This window comes from Streptomyces sp. G7(2002) (genome assembly GCF_028870195.1).
Taxonomy (GTDB): domain Bacteria; phylum Actinomycetota; class Actinomycetes; order Streptomycetales; family Streptomycetaceae; genus Streptomyces; species Streptomyces nigrescens.
Genome location: NZ_CP102609.1, coordinates 4,428,284 through 4,445,132, shown reverse-complemented (window position 1 = coordinate 4,445,132; position 16,849 = coordinate 4,428,284). Strand labels below are relative to the sequence as shown.

20 protein-coding genes are annotated in these 16,849 nt (G+C 68.4%); 17 read left to right on the top strand and 3 right to left on the bottom strand.

All coding sequences use genetic code 11. From position 1 onward, the window contains the following. The 12 genes from rplO (at position 1) to truA (ending at position 8,630) form a co-directional block, all read left to right on the top strand. Entirely contained in the window at positions 1–456 is a 456-nt protein-coding gene (gene rplO, locus NUT86_RS18490; protein ID WP_018090892.1) for a 50S ribosomal protein L15, read from the top strand. A 225-nt stretch (positions 457–681) separates the two neighbouring features. Next, positions 682–1,995 (top strand): preprotein translocase subunit SecY, encoded by a 1,314-nt coding sequence (gene secY / locus NUT86_RS18485; RefSeq protein ID WP_018090891.1) that lies wholly within the window; start codon positions 682–684, stop codon positions 1,993–1,995. Beyond that, a complete protein-coding gene (locus NUT86_RS18480) occupies positions 1,995–2,651 on the top strand; it encodes an adenylate kinase (protein WP_018090890.1) in 657 nt (218 codons plus the stop codon). The genes secY and NUT86_RS18480 overlap by 1 nt, the downstream gene beginning before the upstream one ends. A gap of 122 nt (positions 2,652–2,773) precedes the next feature. After that, a complete protein-coding gene (gene map / locus NUT86_RS18475) occupies positions 2,774–3,610 on the top strand; it encodes a type I methionyl aminopeptidase (RefSeq protein WP_018090889.1) in 837 nt (278 codons plus the stop codon). A 171-nt stretch (positions 3,611–3,781) separates the two neighbouring features. Beyond that, positions 3,782–4,003, top strand: coding sequence for a translation initiation factor IF-1 (infA, locus tag NUT86_RS18470; protein ID WP_003956442.1), 222 nt, complete (start codon positions 3,782–3,784; stop codon positions 4,001–4,003). A gap of 60 nt (positions 4,004–4,063) precedes the next feature. Beyond that, a complete protein-coding gene (gene rpmJ / locus NUT86_RS18465) occupies positions 4,064–4,177 on the top strand; it encodes a 50S ribosomal protein L36 (RefSeq protein ID WP_003956441.1) in 114 nt (37 codons plus the stop codon). A 198-nt stretch (positions 4,178–4,375) separates the two neighbouring features. Further along, positions 4,376–4,756, top strand: coding sequence for a 30S ribosomal protein S13 (gene rpsM, locus NUT86_RS18460; protein WP_018090888.1), 381 nt, complete (start codon positions 4,376–4,378; stop codon positions 4,754–4,756). A gap of 65 nt (positions 4,757–4,821) precedes the next feature. Then, positions 4,822–5,226 carry a 30S ribosomal protein S11 gene (gene rpsK / locus NUT86_RS18455; RefSeq protein WP_004571845.1) on the top strand — a complete coding sequence of 135 codons (405 nt, stop codon included), beginning with the start codon at positions 4,822–4,824 and terminating at the stop codon, positions 5,224–5,226. A gap of 27 nt (positions 5,227–5,253) precedes the next feature. Further along, the gene (gene rpsD, locus NUT86_RS18450) at positions 5,254–5,880 is read left to right on the top strand and encodes a 30S ribosomal protein S4 (RefSeq protein WP_006604895.1); all 627 of its coding nucleotides are present in this window, start codon (positions 5,254–5,256) and stop codon (positions 5,878–5,880) included. A 109-nt stretch (positions 5,881–5,989) separates the two neighbouring features. Continuing rightward, positions 5,990–7,012 (top strand): DNA-directed RNA polymerase subunit alpha, encoded by a 1,023-nt coding sequence (locus NUT86_RS18445; protein ID WP_003956430.1) that lies wholly within the window; start codon positions 5,990–5,992, stop codon positions 7,010–7,012. A 198-nt stretch (positions 7,013–7,210) separates the two neighbouring features. Next, positions 7,211–7,678, top strand: a complete 468-nt coding sequence (gene rplQ / locus NUT86_RS18440; RefSeq protein ID WP_085925694.1) for a 50S ribosomal protein L17 — start codon at positions 7,211–7,213, stop codon at positions 7,676–7,678. Between the two features lie 97 nt (positions 7,679–7,775). Beyond that, positions 7,776–8,630, top strand: coding sequence for a tRNA pseudouridine(38-40) synthase TruA (gene truA, locus NUT86_RS18435; protein ID WP_093640399.1), 855 nt, complete (start codon positions 7,776–7,778; stop codon positions 8,628–8,630). A 58-nt stretch (positions 8,631–8,688) separates the two neighbouring features. Here the strand turns inward: truA and NUT86_RS18430 are convergent, their stop codons facing one another. Beyond that, positions 8,689–9,558 (bottom strand): hypothetical protein, encoded by an 870-nt coding sequence (locus NUT86_RS18430; RefSeq protein WP_018090884.1) that lies wholly within the window; start codon positions 9,556–9,558, stop codon positions 8,689–8,691. A gap of 56 nt (positions 9,559–9,614) precedes the next feature. Here NUT86_RS18430 and NUT86_RS18425 point away from each other — a divergent pair, with 56 nt between their 5' ends. The 4 genes from NUT86_RS18425 (at position 9,615) to glmM (ending at position 14,098) form a co-directional block, all read left to right on the top strand. Next, a complete protein-coding gene (locus NUT86_RS18425; RefSeq protein WP_018090883.1) occupies positions 9,615–11,240 on the top strand; it encodes an ABC-F family ATP-binding cassette domain-containing protein in 1,626 nt (541 codons plus the stop codon). Between the two features lie 358 nt (positions 11,241–11,598). Next, entirely contained in the window at positions 11,599–12,042 is a 444-nt protein-coding gene (gene rplM / locus NUT86_RS18420) for a 50S ribosomal protein L13 (RefSeq protein WP_006604900.1), read from the top strand. Positions 12,043–12,085: 43 nt separating this feature from the next. Continuing rightward, positions 12,086–12,598, top strand: a complete 513-nt coding sequence (gene rpsI / locus NUT86_RS18415) for a 30S ribosomal protein S9 (protein ID WP_018090882.1) — start codon at positions 12,086–12,088, stop codon at positions 12,596–12,598. Between the two features lie 141 nt (positions 12,599–12,739). Then, positions 12,740–14,098, top strand: coding sequence for a phosphoglucosamine mutase (gene glmM / locus NUT86_RS18410; RefSeq protein ID WP_109890590.1), 1,359 nt, complete (start codon positions 12,740–12,742; stop codon positions 14,096–14,098). Between the two features lie 112 nt (positions 14,099–14,210). Here the strand turns inward: glmM and NUT86_RS18405 are convergent, their stop codons facing one another. Next, positions 14,211–15,149 (bottom strand): DUF389 domain-containing protein, encoded by a 939-nt coding sequence (locus NUT86_RS18405; protein ID WP_274736447.1) that lies wholly within the window; start codon positions 15,147–15,149, stop codon positions 14,211–14,213. A gap of 14 nt (positions 15,150–15,163) precedes the next feature. Next, complete coding sequence (gene coaA / locus NUT86_RS18400; protein WP_159487752.1) at positions 15,164–16,147, bottom strand: type I pantothenate kinase; 984 nt, start codon at positions 16,145–16,147, stop codon at positions 15,164–15,166. 186 nt (positions 16,148–16,333) lie between these two features. Between coaA and NUT86_RS18395 the strand changes: the two genes are divergently transcribed. After that, entirely contained in the window at positions 16,334–16,612 is a 279-nt protein-coding gene (locus NUT86_RS18395) for a hypothetical protein (protein WP_229838327.1), read from the top strand. The last annotated feature ends 237 nt before the right edge of the window (positions 16,613–16,849 follow it).

Below are 16,849 nucleotides of genomic sequence, written 5' to 3'. Positions count from 1 at the left end.
ATGGCGGAGACCAACCCGCTGAAGGTCCACAACCTCCGGCCCGCCCCGGGCGCCAAGACCGCCAAGACCCGTGTGGGTCGTGGTGAGGCGTCCAAGGGTAAGACCGCTGGTCGTGGTACCAAGGGCACGAAGGCCCGTTACCAGGTTCCGGAGCGCTTCGAGGGCGGGCAGATGCCCCTCCACATGCGCCTCCCGAAGCTGAAGGGCTTCAAGAACCCCGCCCACAAGCAGTTCCAGGTCGTGAACCTGGCCAAGCTGGCCGAGCTCTACCCGCAGGGTGGCGAGGTCACGGTGGCCGATCTGGTCGCCAAGGGCGCGGTGCGCAAGAACGAGCTCGTCAAGGTCCTGGGCCAGGGCGAGGTCTCCGTGGCGCTGCAGGTTTCGGTTGACGCCGTTTCCGGCTCCGCCAAGGAGAAGATCGCCGCTGCCGGCGGCACCGTCACCGAGCTCATCTGAGTTCGTTGGTTCAACTGACCGGGGATGCCCAGCGATTGGGGCATCCCCGGTTGGTCGTTCCAAGGGGGTATGGTCGCCGGTAAGGTGGCGTGCAGTGTTGTTTTGTCCGGGACCAGAGCTCGGACGTTCGCCGCACAGGCCGTGCCTGTGCGGTTTTGGCCGCTAACTATTCGTCGATCCTCAAGACCGTCACCTCTCGCACAGGCGGGAGGCGCAGGAGGCACCGTGCTCACCGCGTTCGCCCGAGCGTTCAAGACGCCCGACCTGCGCAAGAAGCTGCTGTTCACATTGGGCATCATCGTGCTCTACCGGATCGGCGCGCATGTCCCGGTCCCCGGGGTGAATTACGCGAACGTCGAGACCTGCATGAAGCAGGCCGGCGGTAACAGCGGGTTGTTCGCCCTGGTGAACATGTTCAGCGGTGGTGCGCTGCTGCAGATCACGATCTTCGCGCTGGGGATCATGCCGTACATCACGGCGAGCATCATCCTCCAGCTGCTGACCGTGGTGATTCCCCGGCTGGAGTCCCTCAAGAAAGAGGGGCAGTCCGGTCAGGCGAAAATTACCCAGTACACGCGCTATCTGACCGTGGCGCTCGCCATCCTGCAGGGCACCGGCCTGGTGGCCACCGCCCGCAGCGGTGCGCTCTTCCAGAGCTGCCCGGTCGCCAGCGAGATCGTGCCCAGCGACTCGATCTTCACCACCATCACGATGGTCATCACGATGACCGCCGGCACCGCCCTGATCATGTGGCTCGGCGAGCTGGTCACCGACCGCGGTATCGGCAACGGCATGTCGATCCTGATGTTCATCTCGATCGCCGCCGGATTCCCGGGCGCGCTGTGGCAGATCAAGCTCACCGGCAAGCTGGCCGACGGCTGGATCGAGTTCTTCGCCGTGATCGCGGTGGGCCTGGCGATGGTCGCCCTGGTGGTCTTCGTCGAGCAGGCTCAGCGGCGGATCCCGGTGCAGTACGCGAAGCGGATGATCGGCCGCCGGTCCTACGGCGGTACGTCCACTTACATCCCGCTCAAGGTGAACCAGGCAGGTGTGATTCCTGTCATCTTCGCGTCATCGCTGCTCTACATTCCAGCCCTCCTTGCACAGTTCAGCGGGTCGAAGGCGGCATGGGCGACGTGGATCGCCACCAACTTCACCAAGGGAAATCACCCGGTTTACATCGTTACGTACTTCCTGCTGATCGTGTTCTTCGCCTTCTTCTACGTGGCCATCAGCTTCAACCCCGAAGAAGTTGCCGACAACATGAAGAAGTATGGTGGCTTCATCCCGGGTATCCGGGCTGGTCGCCCGACGGCCGAGTACCTCAGCTACGTGCTCAACCGGATCACGTGGCCGGGCTCGCTGTACCTGGGGCTGATCGCGCTCGTACCAACAGTGGCGTTGGTGCTCTTCAACGCGAACCAGAACTTCCCGTTCGGCGGGACAAGCATCCTCATCATCGTGGGTGTGGGCCTGGAGACCGTGAAGCAGATCGAGAGCCAGCTTCAGCAGCGCAACTACGAAGGGTTCCTCCGCTGATGCGAATCGTCCTCGTCGGACCCCCGGGGGCCGGCAAGGGTACGCAGGCTGCGTACCTTGCCAAGAACCTCGCGATCCCGCACATCTCCACGGGGGACCTGTTCCGCGCCAACATCAGCCAGGGGACGCCCCTCGGCCGCGAGGCGAAGTCATACATGGACGCCGGCAATCTGGTGCCCGACTCGGTCACCATCGCGATGGCCGAGGACCGTATGGAGCAGCCCGACGCAGCCAACGGCTTCCTGCTGGACGGCTTCCCCCGCAACCTGGGCCAGGCCAAGGCGCTGGACGAGTACCTCAAGGACAAGAACCTCAAGCTGGACGCCGTCCTGGACCTGGAGGTCCCCGAGGACGAGGTCGTCAAGCGGATCGCCGGCCGGCGCATCTGCCGCAACGACAGCAGCCACGTCTTCCACGCCGAGTACAACAAGCCGGAGGTCGAGGGCGTCTGTGACGTCTGCGGCGGCGAGCTGTACCAGCGGGACGACGACCGTGAGGAGACCGTCCGCAAGCGCCTGGAGGTCTACCACACGGAGACCGAGCCGATCATCGACTACTACAAGGCGCAGGACCTGGTGGTCACGCTCCTGGCGATGGGCAAGGTCGACGAGGTCACCAAGCGCGCGATGGCGGCCCTGCCGTCCCGGGACGCTTAGCAGCAAACGGCTTGCCTACGGCCGCGGTGCCCGCAACGGGTACCGCGGCCGTATCGTGTACGGGGCGGTTGTGACGACCGCCGGAGAAGCGTTGTAGTCGGTTCAGGAAGGCGCCAGCCCTCATGGTGGAGATCAAGACCCCCGAGCAGATCGCGAAGATGCGCGAGGCGGGGCTGGTGGTCGCCGCCATTCACGCGGCGACCCGGAAGGTCGCGGTGCCGGGCGCCACGACCAAGGACCTGGACGACGCGGCACGCAAGGTGCTCGCCGAACACGGTGCGAAGTCGAACTTCCTCGGATACGGCGGCTTCCCCGCGACGATCTGCACCTCGGTCAACGACGTCGTGGTCCACGGCATCCCCGACACCGAGACGGTGCTGCAGAACGGCGACATCATCTCCATCGACTGCGGCGCGATCATCGACGGCTGGCACGGCGACGCGGCGTACACCGCCTTCGTCGGGTCCGGTCACTCGGCGGAGCTGGTCGAGCTGAGCCGCGTCACCGAGGAGTCGATGTGGGCGGGCGTCGCGGCGGTCGCCAAGGGCAACCGCCTGGTGGACATCTCCAAGGCGATCGAGGGCTACATCCGCCGCCAGCCCCGCCCGGCGAGCGGTAAGTACGGCATCGTCGAGGACTACGGCGGCCACGGCATCGGCTCGCAGATGCACATGGACCCGCATCTGCTGAACTACGTCGACCGCAAGCGCGGCCGCGGCCCGAAGCTGGTGCCCGGTTTCTGCATCGCGATCGAGCCGATGGTGAACCTCGGCACGGCCAAGACCCATGTGCTCGACGACGACTGGACGGTCAAGTCGAACGACGGCAGCTGGTCCTCGCACTGGGAGCACTCGGTCGCGCTGACCGAGGAGGGCCCGCTGGTGCTGACCGCTCCGGACGGCGGCAAGGCCAAGCTGGCCGAGCTGGGGATCACGGCGGCGCCCGATCCGCTGGCGTGAGCCGGGCCGCCCGGGCGTAAGGATCACGCCTGATGGGCAATAATCCTGGATTCGTCTTTTCCTGGACGCTGGCGTAGACTGACGCGTCGGCTCTCGTGCATCCGTATGCCCTCTTGGTTGAGGGTGTGGTGCGGGATAGTCGATCAAGGTAGCCGATTCGAAGGGCGAAGCGTGGCCAAGAAGCAAGGTGCCATCGAGATCGAGGGCACCGTGATCGAGTCCCTCCCGAACGCCATGTTCAAGGTGGAGCTCCAGAACGGTCACAAGGTCCTCGCGCACATCAGCGGCAAGATGCGGATGCACTACATCCGTATCCTCCCGGATGACCGGGTCGTGGTGGAGCTTTCTCCGTACGACCTGACGCGTGGCCGGATCGTCTACCGCTACAAGTAGATCTTGTCGCCGCCCCGCTCCCGTGGGGTGACGGCACTGACCCGGAGAACCTCACATCCCATGAAGGTCAAGCCGAGCGTCAAGAAGATCTGCGACAAGTGCAAGGTGATCCGCCGCCACGGCCGGGTCATGGTCATCTGCGACAACCTGCGCCACAAGCAGCGCCAGGGCTGACGCACGCCGACCACCTGCATTTCGCAGTTTTCGCGCGACGCAAGCACATACGTACATACGCAGTCACCCGACCCCCGCATCACTCGCGTGGGGACGACACCCCCGGCTCGGAGGCCGGGGACCCGGCTCGTAATTCTTCAGAGTCTTACGGGAACGGTGCTGCGGAAGACCTCCGAATAGCCATCAGGAGCCACATCAATGGCACGCCTCGCAGGCGTTGATCTCCCGCGCGAAAAGCGTGTGGAGGTCGCCCTCACCTACGTCTTCGGTATCGGGCGGACGCTGTCGCAGCAGACTCTCGCCGCCACCGGCGTGAACCCGAACACCCGTGTTCGCGACCTGGCCGAGGAAGACCTCGTCAAGATCCGCGAGTACGTGGACAACAACCTCAAGACCGAGGGTGACCTCCGTCGCGAGATCCAGGCCGACATCCGCCGCAAGGTCGAGATCGGCTGCTACCAGGGTCTGCGTCACCGTCGCGGTCTGCCGGTGCACGGTCAGCGCACCAGCACGAACGCCCGTACCCGCAAGGGCCCGCGTCGCGCGATCGCCGGCAAGAAGAAGCCGGGCAAGAAGTAGTCCTCAGCAGGACGCTTACCAGCGGTCTTCGCTTGTAGGACCGACCACCTCCACGGGAGTAATGAATGCCTCCGAAGGGCCGTACGGCCGGCGCCAAGAAGGTGCGCCGCAAGGAGAAGAAGAACGTTGCCCACGGGCACGCTCACATCAAGAGCACGTTCAACAACACGATCGTTTCGATCACGGACCCCACGGGCAACGTGATCTCTTGGGCCTCTGCCGGCCACGTCGGCTTCAAGGGCTCGCGCAAGTCCACCCCCTTCGCCGCGCAGATGGCCGCCGAGTCGGCCGCCCGCCGCGCGCAGGAGCACGGCATGCGCAAGGTCGACGTCTTCGTCAAGGGTCCCGGCTCCGGCCGTGAGACCGCGATCCGCTCCCTCCAGGCCACCGGCCTCGAGGTGGGTTCGATCCAGGACGTCACCCCCACTCCTCACAACGGATGCCGCCCGCCCAAGCGTCGCCGCGTCTGACCACCTGAAGTAGGAGACAACTAGACAATGGCGCGTTACACCGGGGCCGACTGCAAGCGTTGCCGTCGGGAGAAGCAGAAGCTCTTCCTCAAGGGGAGCAAGTGCGAGAGCGCGAAGTGCCCGATCGAGATCCGTCCTTACCCCCCGGGTGAGCACGGTCGCGGGCGCACCAAGGACAGCGAGTACCTGCTCCAGCTTCGTGAGAAGCAGAAGTGCAGCCGTATCTACGGTGTCCTTGAGAAGCAGTTCGTGAACTACTACAAGGAAGCGAACCAGAAGACCGGCAAGACCGGTGAGAACCTTCTGCGCATCCTTGAGACCCGCCTCGACAACGTGGTCTACCGGGCCGGCTTTGCCAAGTCCCGCGACCACGCCCGTCAGCTGGTCCGTCACGGACACATCAACGTGAACGGCCGCAAGACCGACATCCCGTCGGCTCGTGTGTCCGTGAACGACATCGTCGAGGTCCGCGAGGGCTCTCGGAACCTGACCCCCTTCGAGGTGGCCAAGGCCGAGGCCGGCGAGAAGACGGTTCCGGCCTGGCTGGAAGCGATTCCGTCGAACCTGCGGATTCTCGTGCACAGCATGCCCGAGCGCCAGGTGATCGACACCCAGGTGCAGGAGCAGCTGATCGTTGAGCTCTACTCCAAGTAAGAGCTGACCGGTGGGGGCGGTACGGAGCCGATGGCGCCGTGCCGCCCGTACCCTTGTCAGTACAGCGGGCGTCAAATAGCGGGCGTCCACGACTGAAGGATCGAACACCATGCTGATTGCTCAGCGTCCCTCGTTGACCGAAGAGGTCGTCGACGAATACCGCTCCCGGTTCGTGATCGAGCCGCTGGAGCCGGGCTTCGGCTACACCCTCGGCAACTCCCTGCGTCGGACCCTCCTGTCCTCGATCCCGGGTGCGGCGGTCACGTCCATCCGCATCGACGGTGTCCTGCACGAGTTCACCACCGTGCCGGGCGTCAAGGAGGACGTCACCGACCTCATCCTCAACATCAAGCAGCTGGTCGTCTCCTCCGAGCACGACGAGCCGGTCGTGATGTACCTGCGCAAGCAGGGTCCCGGCCTGGTCACCGCGGCGGACATCGCCCCGCCGGCCGGTGTCGAGGTGCACAACCCGGACCTGGTCCTCGCCACCCTCAACGGCAAGGGCAAGCTGGAGATGGAGCTGACCGTCGAGCGCGGTCGCGGCTATGTCTCCGCCGTGCAGAACAAGCAGGTGGGCCAGGAGATCGGCCGTATCCCGGTCGACTCCATCTACTCGCCGGTGCTCAAGGTCACCTACAAGGTCGAGGCGACCCGTGTCGAGCAGCGCACCGACTTCGACAAGCTGATCGTCGACGTCGAGACCAAGCAGGCCATGCGCCCGCGTGACGCCATGGCGTCCGCCGGTAAGACCCTGGTCGAGCTGTTCGGTCTGGCGCGCGAGCTCAACATCGACGCCGAGGGCATCGACATGGGCCCGTCCCCGACGGACGCCGCCCTGGCCGCCGACCTGGCGCTGCCGATCGAGGAGCTGGAGCTCACGGTCCGCTCGTACAACTGCCTCAAGCGTGAGGGCATCCACTCCGTGGGTGAGCTCGTGGCGCGCTCCGAGGCCGACCTGCTCGACATCCGCAACTTCGGTGCGAAGTCGATCGACGAGGTCAAGGCGAAGCTGGCCGGCATGGGCCTGGCGCTGAAGGACTCGCCTCCCGGGTTCGACCCGACCGCCGCCGCCGACGCCTTCGGCGCGGACGACGACGCGGACGCCGGGTTCGTCGAGACCGAGCAGTACTAAGAGCTCGGGCCGGACGGCCTGATTTCGGCTGCGGGCCGGCTGTGGCCGGTCGCGCAGTTCCCCGCGCCCTTTATACAGGGCGCGGGGGTCCCGTCCCTCTCCTCGCGGGAGGGGCTGGTTGTTGCCGGTGAGCAACCGCTCACCGGGTCCTGACCTCGGTACCTGATACGGCCGGGGCAGATACCAAGGAGAAAGAAAATGCCGAAGCCCGCCAAGGGTGCCCGTCTGGGCGGCAGCGCTGCGCACGAGCGCCTCATGCTGCGCAACCTGGCCACCGCGCTCTTCGAGCACGGCCGCATCACGACGACCGAGGCCAAGGCCCGTCGTCTGCGTCCGTACGCGGAGCGTCTGGTGACCAAGGCGAAGAAGGGCGACCTTCACAACCGCCGTCAGGTCATGCAGCTGATCTCGGACAAGAGCGTCGTGCACACGCTCTTCACGGAGATCGCCCCGCGGTTCGAGAACCGCCCGGGTGGCTACACCCGTATCACCAAGATCGGTAACCGTCGTGGCGACAACGCTCCCATGGCCGTCATCGAGCTGGTGGAGGCGCTGACCGTGGCCCAGCAGGCCACCGGTGAGGCCGAGGCCGCGACCAAGCGTGCGGCCAAGGACGCGGAGGCGGCCCCGGCTGCCGAGGCGACCGAGGAGTCGAAGGACGCCTGAGTCCTGACTGACGCGTGAGCGGGTTCGCCCTTCGGGGCGGGCCCGCTTTCGCGTTCGGGTGCGGGCGGCACCGCGCGGGGTTGAGAGGATTGCTGGTGTGAGTGACGAAGTGAAGCCGGGCCTGGTCCGGGTGCGGATGGACCTTTCCTACGACGGAAAGGACTTCTCCGGGTGGGCGAAGCAGGCCGGCGGGCGGCGGACCGTCCAGGGGGAGATCGAGGACGCGCTGCGGACGGTGACGCGCTCCGGGGAGACGTATGAGCTCACCGTGGCGGGCCGTACGGACGCGGGCGTGCATGCGCGGGGGCAGGTGGCGCATGTGGATCTGCCCGCGGAGCTGTGGGCCGAGCACCAGGACAAGCTGCTGCGGCGGCTGGCCGGGCGGCTGCCGAAGGACGTGCGGGTGTGGCGGCTCACCGAGGCGCCGTACGGGTTCAATGCGCGGTTCTCGGCGATCTGGCGGCGCTATGCGTACCGGGTGACCGATCACCACGGCGGGGTGGATCCGCTGCTGCGCGGCCATGTGCTGTGGCACGACTGGGAGCTGGACGTCGAGGCGATGAACGAGGCCTCCCGGCCGCTGCTGGGTGAGCACGACTTCGCGGCGTACTGCAAGCGTCGGGAGGGCGCGACGACGATCCGTACGCTCCAGGAGCTGAGCTGGGTGCGGGGCGCGGACGGGATCATCACGGCGACCGTGCGGGCGGATGCCTTCTGCCACAACATGGTGCGGTCGCTGGTCGGGGCGATGCTGTTCGTCGGGGACGGGCACCGGCCGGTGGAGTGGCCCGGCAAGGTGCTGGCCGCCGGGGTACGGGACTCCGCCGTGCATGTCGTCCGGCCCCACGGTCTGACGCTGGAGGAGGTCGGCTATCCGGCCGACGATCTGCTGATGGCGCGTAACCAGGAGGCGCGGAACAAGCGGACGCTGCCGGCGGCCGGCTGCTGCTGAGCGGCGGCCCGGGCCGCCCGGTGGTGGCGCCGTCGGAAAGGCGGCGCCACCGGGGGCGTCAGGACTGGCCGGCCTTCTTCTGCGCGTCCTTGAGCTGCTGCTCGGCGGCCTTCGCGGCCTGGTCCTTGCCGCGCTGGGTGATCTGGCTGAACGCGTAGGCGCCGCCGTCCCGGGCGATCTGCTGGGCCTTGGTCTCGGTGCCGGTGACGTCCTTGCCGTTGAGGTAGCCGGCGATCGTGAAGTAGGCGTAGCGGCCGGTGGCGTTGGTCGCCATCCGGCACTTGGTTCCCTGGCAGAAGTCCGAGGGGACCCCGCCGCCGGGCAGCGGCATGAGGTTGGCCTTGTTCTCGTTCATGACCTTGGCGGCCTTGGCGGGCGAGTCGAAGACCGCGACGCCGATGGTGACCGCGACGCCGCCCTTGGAGTACGTGGCACGCAGCAGCTGCCGGCAGCCGTTGTGGGACAGCGAGGAGACCAGCGGGCCCTGGGCGCCGGCGGTGCAGTCCTTGGTGGTGGCGGTCTTGGTGCGCGGGTAGCTGTGCTCGCCGACGACCATGCTCTTCTGCGCGAAGAGGGTGGCGGGGGTCAGCGGCGCCTTGTCCTTCTTGGGGTCGGAGATGTAGTCCCGCGGGTTGGGCGGGGGCGGGACGGAGACGTCCGGGAAGGACGGCTTGTCGTCCGGCACCGCGGCCTCGTCGGAGGCGGTGGGCGCCGCCGTCGGCTTGCCGCCCTTCGAGCCACCGCTCGACATGACGGCGGCGGTGACGATGCCGGCCACCGCGAGGGCGGCCAGCGCGCCGCCGCCGATCCACAGCCGGCGTTTGCGGCGGGTCTGTGCCTCACTCTCCTCGGCGAGTGCGCCCCAGTCCGGCGTCGACGACGAAGAACCCCCGGGGCCGTCGAACGGCCCGCCTTGCCCAAAGCTCATGCCGCGCATCCTAATGGGGTTGGTAGAAGGCTTGGAGGCCGGTCACAATCCCGCTCATGGGACATCTTGAGGCCGGACATCTGGAGTACTACCTCCCGGACGGGAGGGTCCTGCTGGGGGATGTGTCCTTCCGGGTGGGGGAGGGCGCGTCGGTCGCGCTGGTGGGAGCCAACGGCGCCGGCAAGACGACGCTGCTGCGGCTGATCGCGGGGGAGCTGCAGCCGCACGGCGGGGCGGTGACGGTCAGCGGCGGGCTGGGGGTGATGCCGCAGTTCGTGGGCTCCGTACGGGATGAGCGCACGGTGCGTGACCTGCTGGTTTCCGTGGCGCAGCCGCGGATCAGGGAGGCGGCCGCCGCGGTGGACGCCGCCGAGCTGGCGATCATGACCGCCGAGGACGACGACGAGGCCGCGCAGATGGCCTACGCCCAGGCACTCAGCGACTGGGCCGAGGCGCGCGGCTACGAGGCCGAGACCGCATGGGACATCTGCACGACGGCGGCGCTGGGGATGCCGTACGAGAAGGCGCAGTGGCGGCAGGTGCGGACGCTCTCGGGCGGTGAGCAGAAGCGGCTCGTGCTGGAGGCACTGCTGCGCGGGCCCGACGAGGTGCTGCTGCTCGACGAGCCGGACAACTACCTCGACGTCCCCGGGAAGCGGTGGCTGGAGCAGCAGCTGCGGGAGACGCGGAAGACGGTGCTGTTCGTCTCGCACGACCGGGAGCTGCTGGCCCGCGCCGCGGAGAAGATCGTCAGCGTGGAGCCGGGGCCGGCGGGCTCCGACGTCTGGGTGCACGGTGGCGGGTTCGGCACGTACCACGAGGCCCGGCGCGAGCGCTTCGCCCGCTTCGAGGAGCTGCGGCGGCGCTGGGACGAGAAGCATGTGCAGCTCAAGCAGCTCGTGAACATGCTCAAGAACAAGGCCGCCTTCAACGACGGCCTCGCCTCCCGCTATCAGGCCGCGCAGACCCGGCTGCGGAAGTTCGAGGAGGCCGGGCCGCCGCAGGAGCCGCCGCGGGAGCAGGAGATCACGATGCGGCTGCGCGGCGGCCGCACCGGTGTCCGCGCCCTCACGGCGAAGGACCTGGAGCTGACCGGCCTGATGAAGCCGTTCTCGCTGGAGGTCTTCTACGGCGAGCGGGTCGCGGTCCTGGGGTCCAACGGCTCGGGCAAGTCGCACTTCCTGCGGCTGCTCGCCGGGGACGACGTACGGCACACGGGGGAGTGGAAGCTCGGCGCGCGCGTCGTGCCCGGTCACTTCGCGCAGACCCATGCGCACCCCGAGCTGGAGGGCCGCACCCTGTTGGACATCCTCTGGAAGGAACATGCCAAGGACCGGGGCGGCGCCATGTCCGTCCTGCGCCGCTACGAGCTGGAGAAGCAGGCCGAGCAGCGCTTCGACCGGCTCTCCGGCGGCCAGCAGGCACGCTTCCAGATCCTGCTGCTGGAGCTGTCCGGTACGACCGCCCTGCTGCTCGACGAGCCGACCGACAACCTGGACCTGGAGTCGGCGGAGGCGCTGCAGGAGGGGCTGGAGGCGTACGAGGGGACGGTGGTCGCGGTCACCCACGACCGGTGGTTTGCCCGGTCCTTCGACCGGTTCCTGGTGTTCGGGTCGGACGGGCTGGTGCGGGAGACGGCGGAGCCGGTGTGGGACGAGCGGCGGGTGGAGCGGTCGCGGTAGGCGCGGCGGGCCGGGCGGTGCGCCGGCGGTGCGGGTGAGTACCGTGAGACGGGTGATACTCACGGTCACCGTGACAGCGTCGGCGGACCGGGACCGCACGCCGGTTCGGGGGGCGTTTTGACCCCACCGGGGCCGGGCCGGTATTCTGCCTGTTCGTTATGCGTATTGGCTTGCTCTATCTCACGTGAGGGGGCCCTTACGCGGTCCACCGGGCCGATGACCAGCGACGGACGATCGGGTTGCGTCACCCGTAGTGCCGCTCCTGCTGGTGTGATCGGCAGCGGTGACCAGTACAGGACCCGTCCCCGCGGCCTCAGGCCCTGGGGATACCCCACCTCTGAAGAAGCGAAGGCTAACCGTGCGTACGTTCAGCCCCAAGCCCGGCGATGTCCAGCGCCAGTGGCACATCATTGACGCGCAGGACGTTGTCCTGGGCCGTCTGGCCACCCAGGCCGCGTCCCTCCTGCGGGGTAAGCACAAGCCCGTCTACGCGCCGCACGTTGACATGGGTGACTTCGTCATCATCGTCAACGCCGACAAGGTGCACCTGTCCGGCAACAAGCGGACCCAGAAGATGGCCTACCGCCACTCGGGCTTCCCGGGCGGTCTGCGCTCCGTCCGCTACGACGAGCTGCTCGACAAGAACCCCGAGAAGGCCGTCGAGAAGGCCATCAAGGGCATGCTCCCCAAGAACACCCTCGGCCGTCAGATGCTCTCGAAGCTGAAGGTCTACGCGGGCGCTGAGCACCCGCACGCTGCGCAGCAGCCGGTCCCGTTCGAGATCACCCAGGTCGCGCAGTAAGTCCGGCCACCCCCTAAGACGACAGAGAATTCTGAGGAGCATCGTGGCCGAGACCACTCCCGAGACCGTCATCGAGAACGACGACGCCGTCGAGGAATACACCACTGAGACCGAGGTCGTGGAGTCGGAGTACACCTCCGAGTCCCTCGCCTCCCGCTTCGGCGACCCGCAGCCGGCCGCCGGCCTGGGCCGTCGCAAGAACGCCATCGCCCGCGTCCGGATCGTCCCGGGCACCGGCCAGTGGAAGATCAACGGTCGCACCCTTGAGGGTTACTTCCCCAACAAGGTGCACCAGCAGGAAGTCAACGAGCCCTTCAAGGTGCTCGAGCTCGACAACCGCTACGACGTTGTCGCCCGCATCTCCGGCGGCGGCATCTCCGGCCAGGCCGGTGCGCTGCGCCTGGGCGTGGCCCGTGCGCTGAACGAGGCGGACGTGGACAACAACCGCGGCGCGCTGAAGAAGGCCGGATTCCTCAAGCGTGACGACCGTGCGGTCGAGCGCAAGAAGGCCGGTCTGAAGAAGGCCCGCAAGGCGCCGCAGTACAGCAAGCGCTAATCGCGCGCGCTGCACCATGCAGCATCTTGGCGAACGCCCCGGTGGCACCTCCGTGCTGCCGGGGCGTTCGGCTATCCGGGACCAGGGGCGTATACCTGGACTTAATGCTCTGGTCCAAGCTCATCTACTCGGAGGACACCAGTGGGACGACTCTTCGGCACGGACGGTGTGCGCGGCGTCGCCAATGCGGATCTGACGGCGGAGCTGGCGCTCGGTCTGTCGGTCGCTGCGGCGCATGTGCTCGCGGAAGCCGGCACATTCGAAGGTCACCGGCCGGTGGCGGTGGTCGGACGCGATCCACGCGCGTCCGGTGAGTTCCTGGAGGCCGCGGTCGTCGCGGGCCTGGCCAGCGCCGGCGTGGACGTGCTGCGGGTGGGGGTGCTCCCGACCCCGGCGGTCGCGTATCTGACCGGCTCGCTCGGCGCGGACCTCGGCGTGATGCTCTCCGCCAGCCACAACCCGATGCCCGACAACGGCATCAAGTTCTTCGCCCGCGGCGGCCACAAGCTCGCCGACGAGCTGGAGGACCGTATCGAGCAGACCTACCGCGCCCACAGCTCCGGCGAGCCCTGGGAGCGGCCGACCGGTGCCGGCGTGGGCCGGGTCACGGTCTATGACGAGGGCTTCGACAACTATGTCGCGCACCTCGTCGGCGTGCTGCCCAACCGTCTGGACGGGCTGAAGATCGTCATCGATGGCGCACACGGCGCGGCGGCGCGGGTCTCGCCCGAGGCGTTCGCGCGGGCCGGCGCCGATGTCATCACGATCGGCACCGACCCCGACGGCCTGAACATCAACGACGGCTGCGGCTCCACCCACCTGCAGCTGCTGCGTGCCGCCGTCGTCGAGCACGGCGCCGACCTGGGTGTCGCCCACGACGGCGACGCGGACCGCTGCCTGGCCGTGGACCGCGACGGCAACGAGGTCGACGGCGACCAGATCCTGGCCGTCCTGGCGCTCGGCATGCGCGAGGCGGGCACGCTGCGCAAGAACACCGTCGTCGCCACCGTCATGTCCAACCTGGGCTTCAAGCTGGCCATGGAGCGCGAGGGCATCGACCTCGTCCAGTCCGCGGTCGGCGACCGGTACGTCCTGGAGGAGATGAAGGCGCACGGCTTCGCGCTGGGCGGCGAGCAGTCCGGGCACGTCATCGTGCTGGACCACGCCACCACCGGCGACGGCACGCTGACCGGTCTGATGCTGGCCGCGCGGCTCGCCGCGACCGGCCGGCCGCTGGCCGAGCTGGTGGGCGTCATGGAGCGGCTGCCGCAGATCCTGATCAACGTCCCCGACGTCGACAAGTCCCGGGTGGCCACCTCGCCCGAGGTGACCGCGGCGGTCGCCGAGGCGGAGCGGGAGCTGGGCGCCACCGGGCGGGTGCTGCTGCGGCCGTCCGGTACGGAGCCGCTGGTGCGCGTGATGGTGGAGGCGGCGGACATCGAGCAGGCCCGTGCGGTGGCCGAGCGGCTGGCGGACGCGGTCAAGTCGGCGCTGGGATGAGTGCCGTACGCGGTGGCCGCGGCCGCCGTTGACGCACCGCGGGTTCCGCGGAGTTCTCCGGCCTCGCCCCGGGGTGGCAGCTGCCGCTCCGGGGCGAGGCCGTTCCGTACCGCTAGCGGGCCACCGGCTGGGCGCCGTGCCGGGCCCACAGGAGCTTCTGGGTGACCAGGGTGAGGGTGCCGGCGATCACGATGCCCGCCAGGTTCAGGACGAGCTGGGTGGAGGAGCCCCAGGTCTGCGGGTAGTCGCCGTAGGCGAAGGCGACCGCGGCGTTGGCGGCGGCGGGGACGGTCGTGACGGAGATGGCCACGCCCACCAGGGCGCCGGACTTCGCCGAGGTCAGCGAGAGGGTGCCGGCGACACCGGCGAGGAAGGCCACCACGAACGACATCCAGTCCGGCTGCCAGATGAACGACGTATTGGGGCGCGGGCCCCCGGCCTTCTGCTCGGTGAACAGCCCCACCGCGTCCATGAAGTAACTGAAGCCGCAGGTCAGCACCATGGCCAGGGCGAAGCCGCCGATCAGCGCCACCAGCGAGCGCCAGGCCAGTCGCGGAGCGCGCCGGACCAGGGCCGTGGAGATCCCCGCCAGCGGGCCGAACTCGGGGCCGACCGCCATCGCGCCGACGATCAGGATGGCGTTGTCCAGGACCACACCGCAGGCCGCGATCATCGTGGCGAGGGTCAGGAAGGCGAGGTAGGTGGCCGAGAGCGTGGACTCCTCGTGGGTGGCGTCGGTCAGCGACTCCCACAGGACGGCGTCCGCGCCCTCGCCGGGTGCCTCGTCCGCCGCCCGGTCGGCCCGCCGGGACAGCGACAGATCGATGTGCTCCAGGGCGATCGAACCGGTCCTGTCGAGGCCCGTCTCCCGCAGCCGGGCCAGCAGTCCGTCACCGGCCTCCCGCGCGACATCGCACATCACCACATCGCCCCGCGGATCACGGGCCGCCCCGCTCAGCACGACGAGATGGGCCGTCCCGACGGTCTCCTCCAGCAGCTGGAGCACCTCGTCCGTACGGTCAGCAGGGACGATCAGGCGCAGATGCAGCACGGCGTTCGCCTTCCCTAGAGCTTGCGCAACGACAGCCGTTGCACCTTGTGGTCCGGCCCCTTGCGCAGCACCAGGTTGGCGCGGCCGCGGGTCGGGGCGACGTTCTGCTGCAGATTGGGCTTGTTGACGGTGCGCCAGATCATGCGCGCATAGTCGAGGGCCTCGTCCTCGGAGACCTGGGTGTACTTGCGGAAGTACGAGAACGGGTTCTGGAAGGCGGTCTCGCGCAGCTTGCGGAAGCGGCCCAGGTACCACTTCTCGATGTCCTCGGTGCGGGCGTCGACGTAGACGGAGAAATCGAAGAAGTCCGCGAGCCCGAGGCGGGTGCGGCCGTCCTTGCCGGGCAGCGCCGGCTGGAGGACGTTGAGGCCCTCGACGATGAGGATGTCCGGGCGCTGCACGGTCAGCTGCTCGCCCGGCACGATGTCGTAGATCAGGTGGGAGTAGACCGGTGCGGTGACCTCGGCCCTGCCGGACTTCACATCCGCGACGAAGCGGGTCAGCGCCCGCCGGTCGTAGGACTCCGGGAAGCCCTTGCGGGACATCAGACCGCGCCGGTGCAGCTCGGCGTTGGGGAAGAGGAACCCGTCGGTGGTGACCAGCTCGACGCGCGGATGCTCGGGCCATCGGGCCAGCAGCGCCTGCAGCAGCCGGGCGGTGGTGGACTTCCCCACCGCCACGCTGCCCGCGACCCCGATGACGAACGGGGTGCCGGGCTGGGGGCCGCTGCCCACGTCGCCGAGGAAGGTGTTCAGCGCACCGCGCAGATTGCTGCTGGCGCCGACATAGAGGTTGAGGAGCCGGGACAGCGGGAGATAGACATCGCGCACCTCGTCGAGGTCGATGACATCGCCCAGGCCACGCAGCTGTTCGACCTCGTCGGCCGTCAGGGGCAGCGGGGTCTTCTCCCGCAGGGCGCTCCACTGTGCGCGCGTCAGATCGACGTACGGGGAGCTGTCGGCGCGGCGTCGTTGCTGCGGATCGGTCGTCAGGGGCACGCGCCCATTGTGCGCAGCCGCCACACACCGTTCATCTCGGGGTGCCGGCCGGCGCGGTCTTGTGGACGTCGGGCCCGGCTCGGGTGCTTCTCAGCCTGGTCGTCTGTACCCGGCGGATATTGCCCGGTACCGTCGGTGACGGGGAGAGGCCCGGCTCCGGGCCTCTGGACGAATCAGGGGGTGCGTGTGCGCGCGCGTAAGGCCGGTCTGCTGGGACAGCGGCCGTGGGGGAGGACCGCCGGAGCGAACGGCGGCCGGGGAACGGACACCGCGTCGGACTGCTTCGCAGCCAGGGTCCACGCCGAGCTGGCGGAGGACCTCCCGGACGAGGATCTGGGCGAGGACCTCGCCGACGTCCTGGAACGCTACGAGCCGGGCACCGGCCCCGGCGCGGACGCGGAGGCGGACGAGGAGTTCCTGGAGACGGTGCGGGAGGCGCAGGAGCGGATACAGCGGGGGTATTGAGGGGGCGGTGGATTCCGGCCCGAACTCCGTTTCTGATGAGCCATGTTGGCGACAGCGCTTTGTCGTGCCATCGCCGGGTTCGGCGGTGGTCGGATCCCGGTATGTTCCGGGAAATGACGTGCGGGGAGCTGGCGGATTTTGTCCATCGGGCATCTGGCCGGGGGCGCCTTTCACTAGCCTGGCCTGCTCAGATGCCCGGGAGCTGTGCCGTGCCGCGCCGTGCTGCGTGTGTGTCGG

What these genes read in the sequence shown, in the direction of transcription:
- rplO (WP_018090892.1), top strand. Translation starts at nt 1, where the DNA reads ATGGCGGAGACCAACCCGCTGAAGGTCCACAACCTCCGGCCCGCCCCG.
- NUT86_RS18480 (WP_018090890.1), top strand. Translation starts at nt 1,995, where the DNA reads ATGCGAATCGTCCTCGTCGGACCCCCGGGGGCCGGCAAGGGTACGCAG.
- map (WP_018090889.1), top strand. Translation starts at nt 2,774, where the DNA reads ATGGTGGAGATCAAGACCCCCGAGCAGATCGCGAAGATGCGCGAGGCG.
- rpmJ (WP_003956441.1), top strand. Translation starts at nt 4,064, where the DNA reads ATGAAGGTCAAGCCGAGCGTCAAGAAGATCTGCGACAAGTGCAAGGTG.
- rpsM (WP_018090888.1), top strand. Translation starts at nt 4,376, where the DNA reads ATGGCACGCCTCGCAGGCGTTGATCTCCCGCGCGAAAAGCGTGTGGAG.
- rpsK (WP_004571845.1), top strand. Translation starts at nt 4,822, where the DNA reads ATGCCTCCGAAGGGCCGTACGGCCGGCGCCAAGAAGGTGCGCCGCAAG.
- rpsD (WP_006604895.1), top strand. Translation starts at nt 5,254, where the DNA reads ATGGCGCGTTACACCGGGGCCGACTGCAAGCGTTGCCGTCGGGAGAAG.
- NUT86_RS18445 (WP_003956430.1), top strand. Translation starts at nt 5,990, where the DNA reads ATGCTGATTGCTCAGCGTCCCTCGTTGACCGAAGAGGTCGTCGACGAA.
- rplQ (WP_085925694.1), top strand. Translation starts at nt 7,211, where the DNA reads ATGCCGAAGCCCGCCAAGGGTGCCCGTCTGGGCGGCAGCGCTGCGCAC.
- NUT86_RS18430 (WP_018090884.1), bottom strand. Translation starts at nt 9,558, where the DNA reads ATGAGCTTTGGGCAAGGCGGGCCGTTCGACGGCCCCGGGGGTTCTTCG.
- NUT86_RS18425 (WP_018090883.1), top strand. Translation starts at nt 9,615, where the DNA reads ATGGGACATCTTGAGGCCGGACATCTGGAGTACTACCTCCCGGACGGG.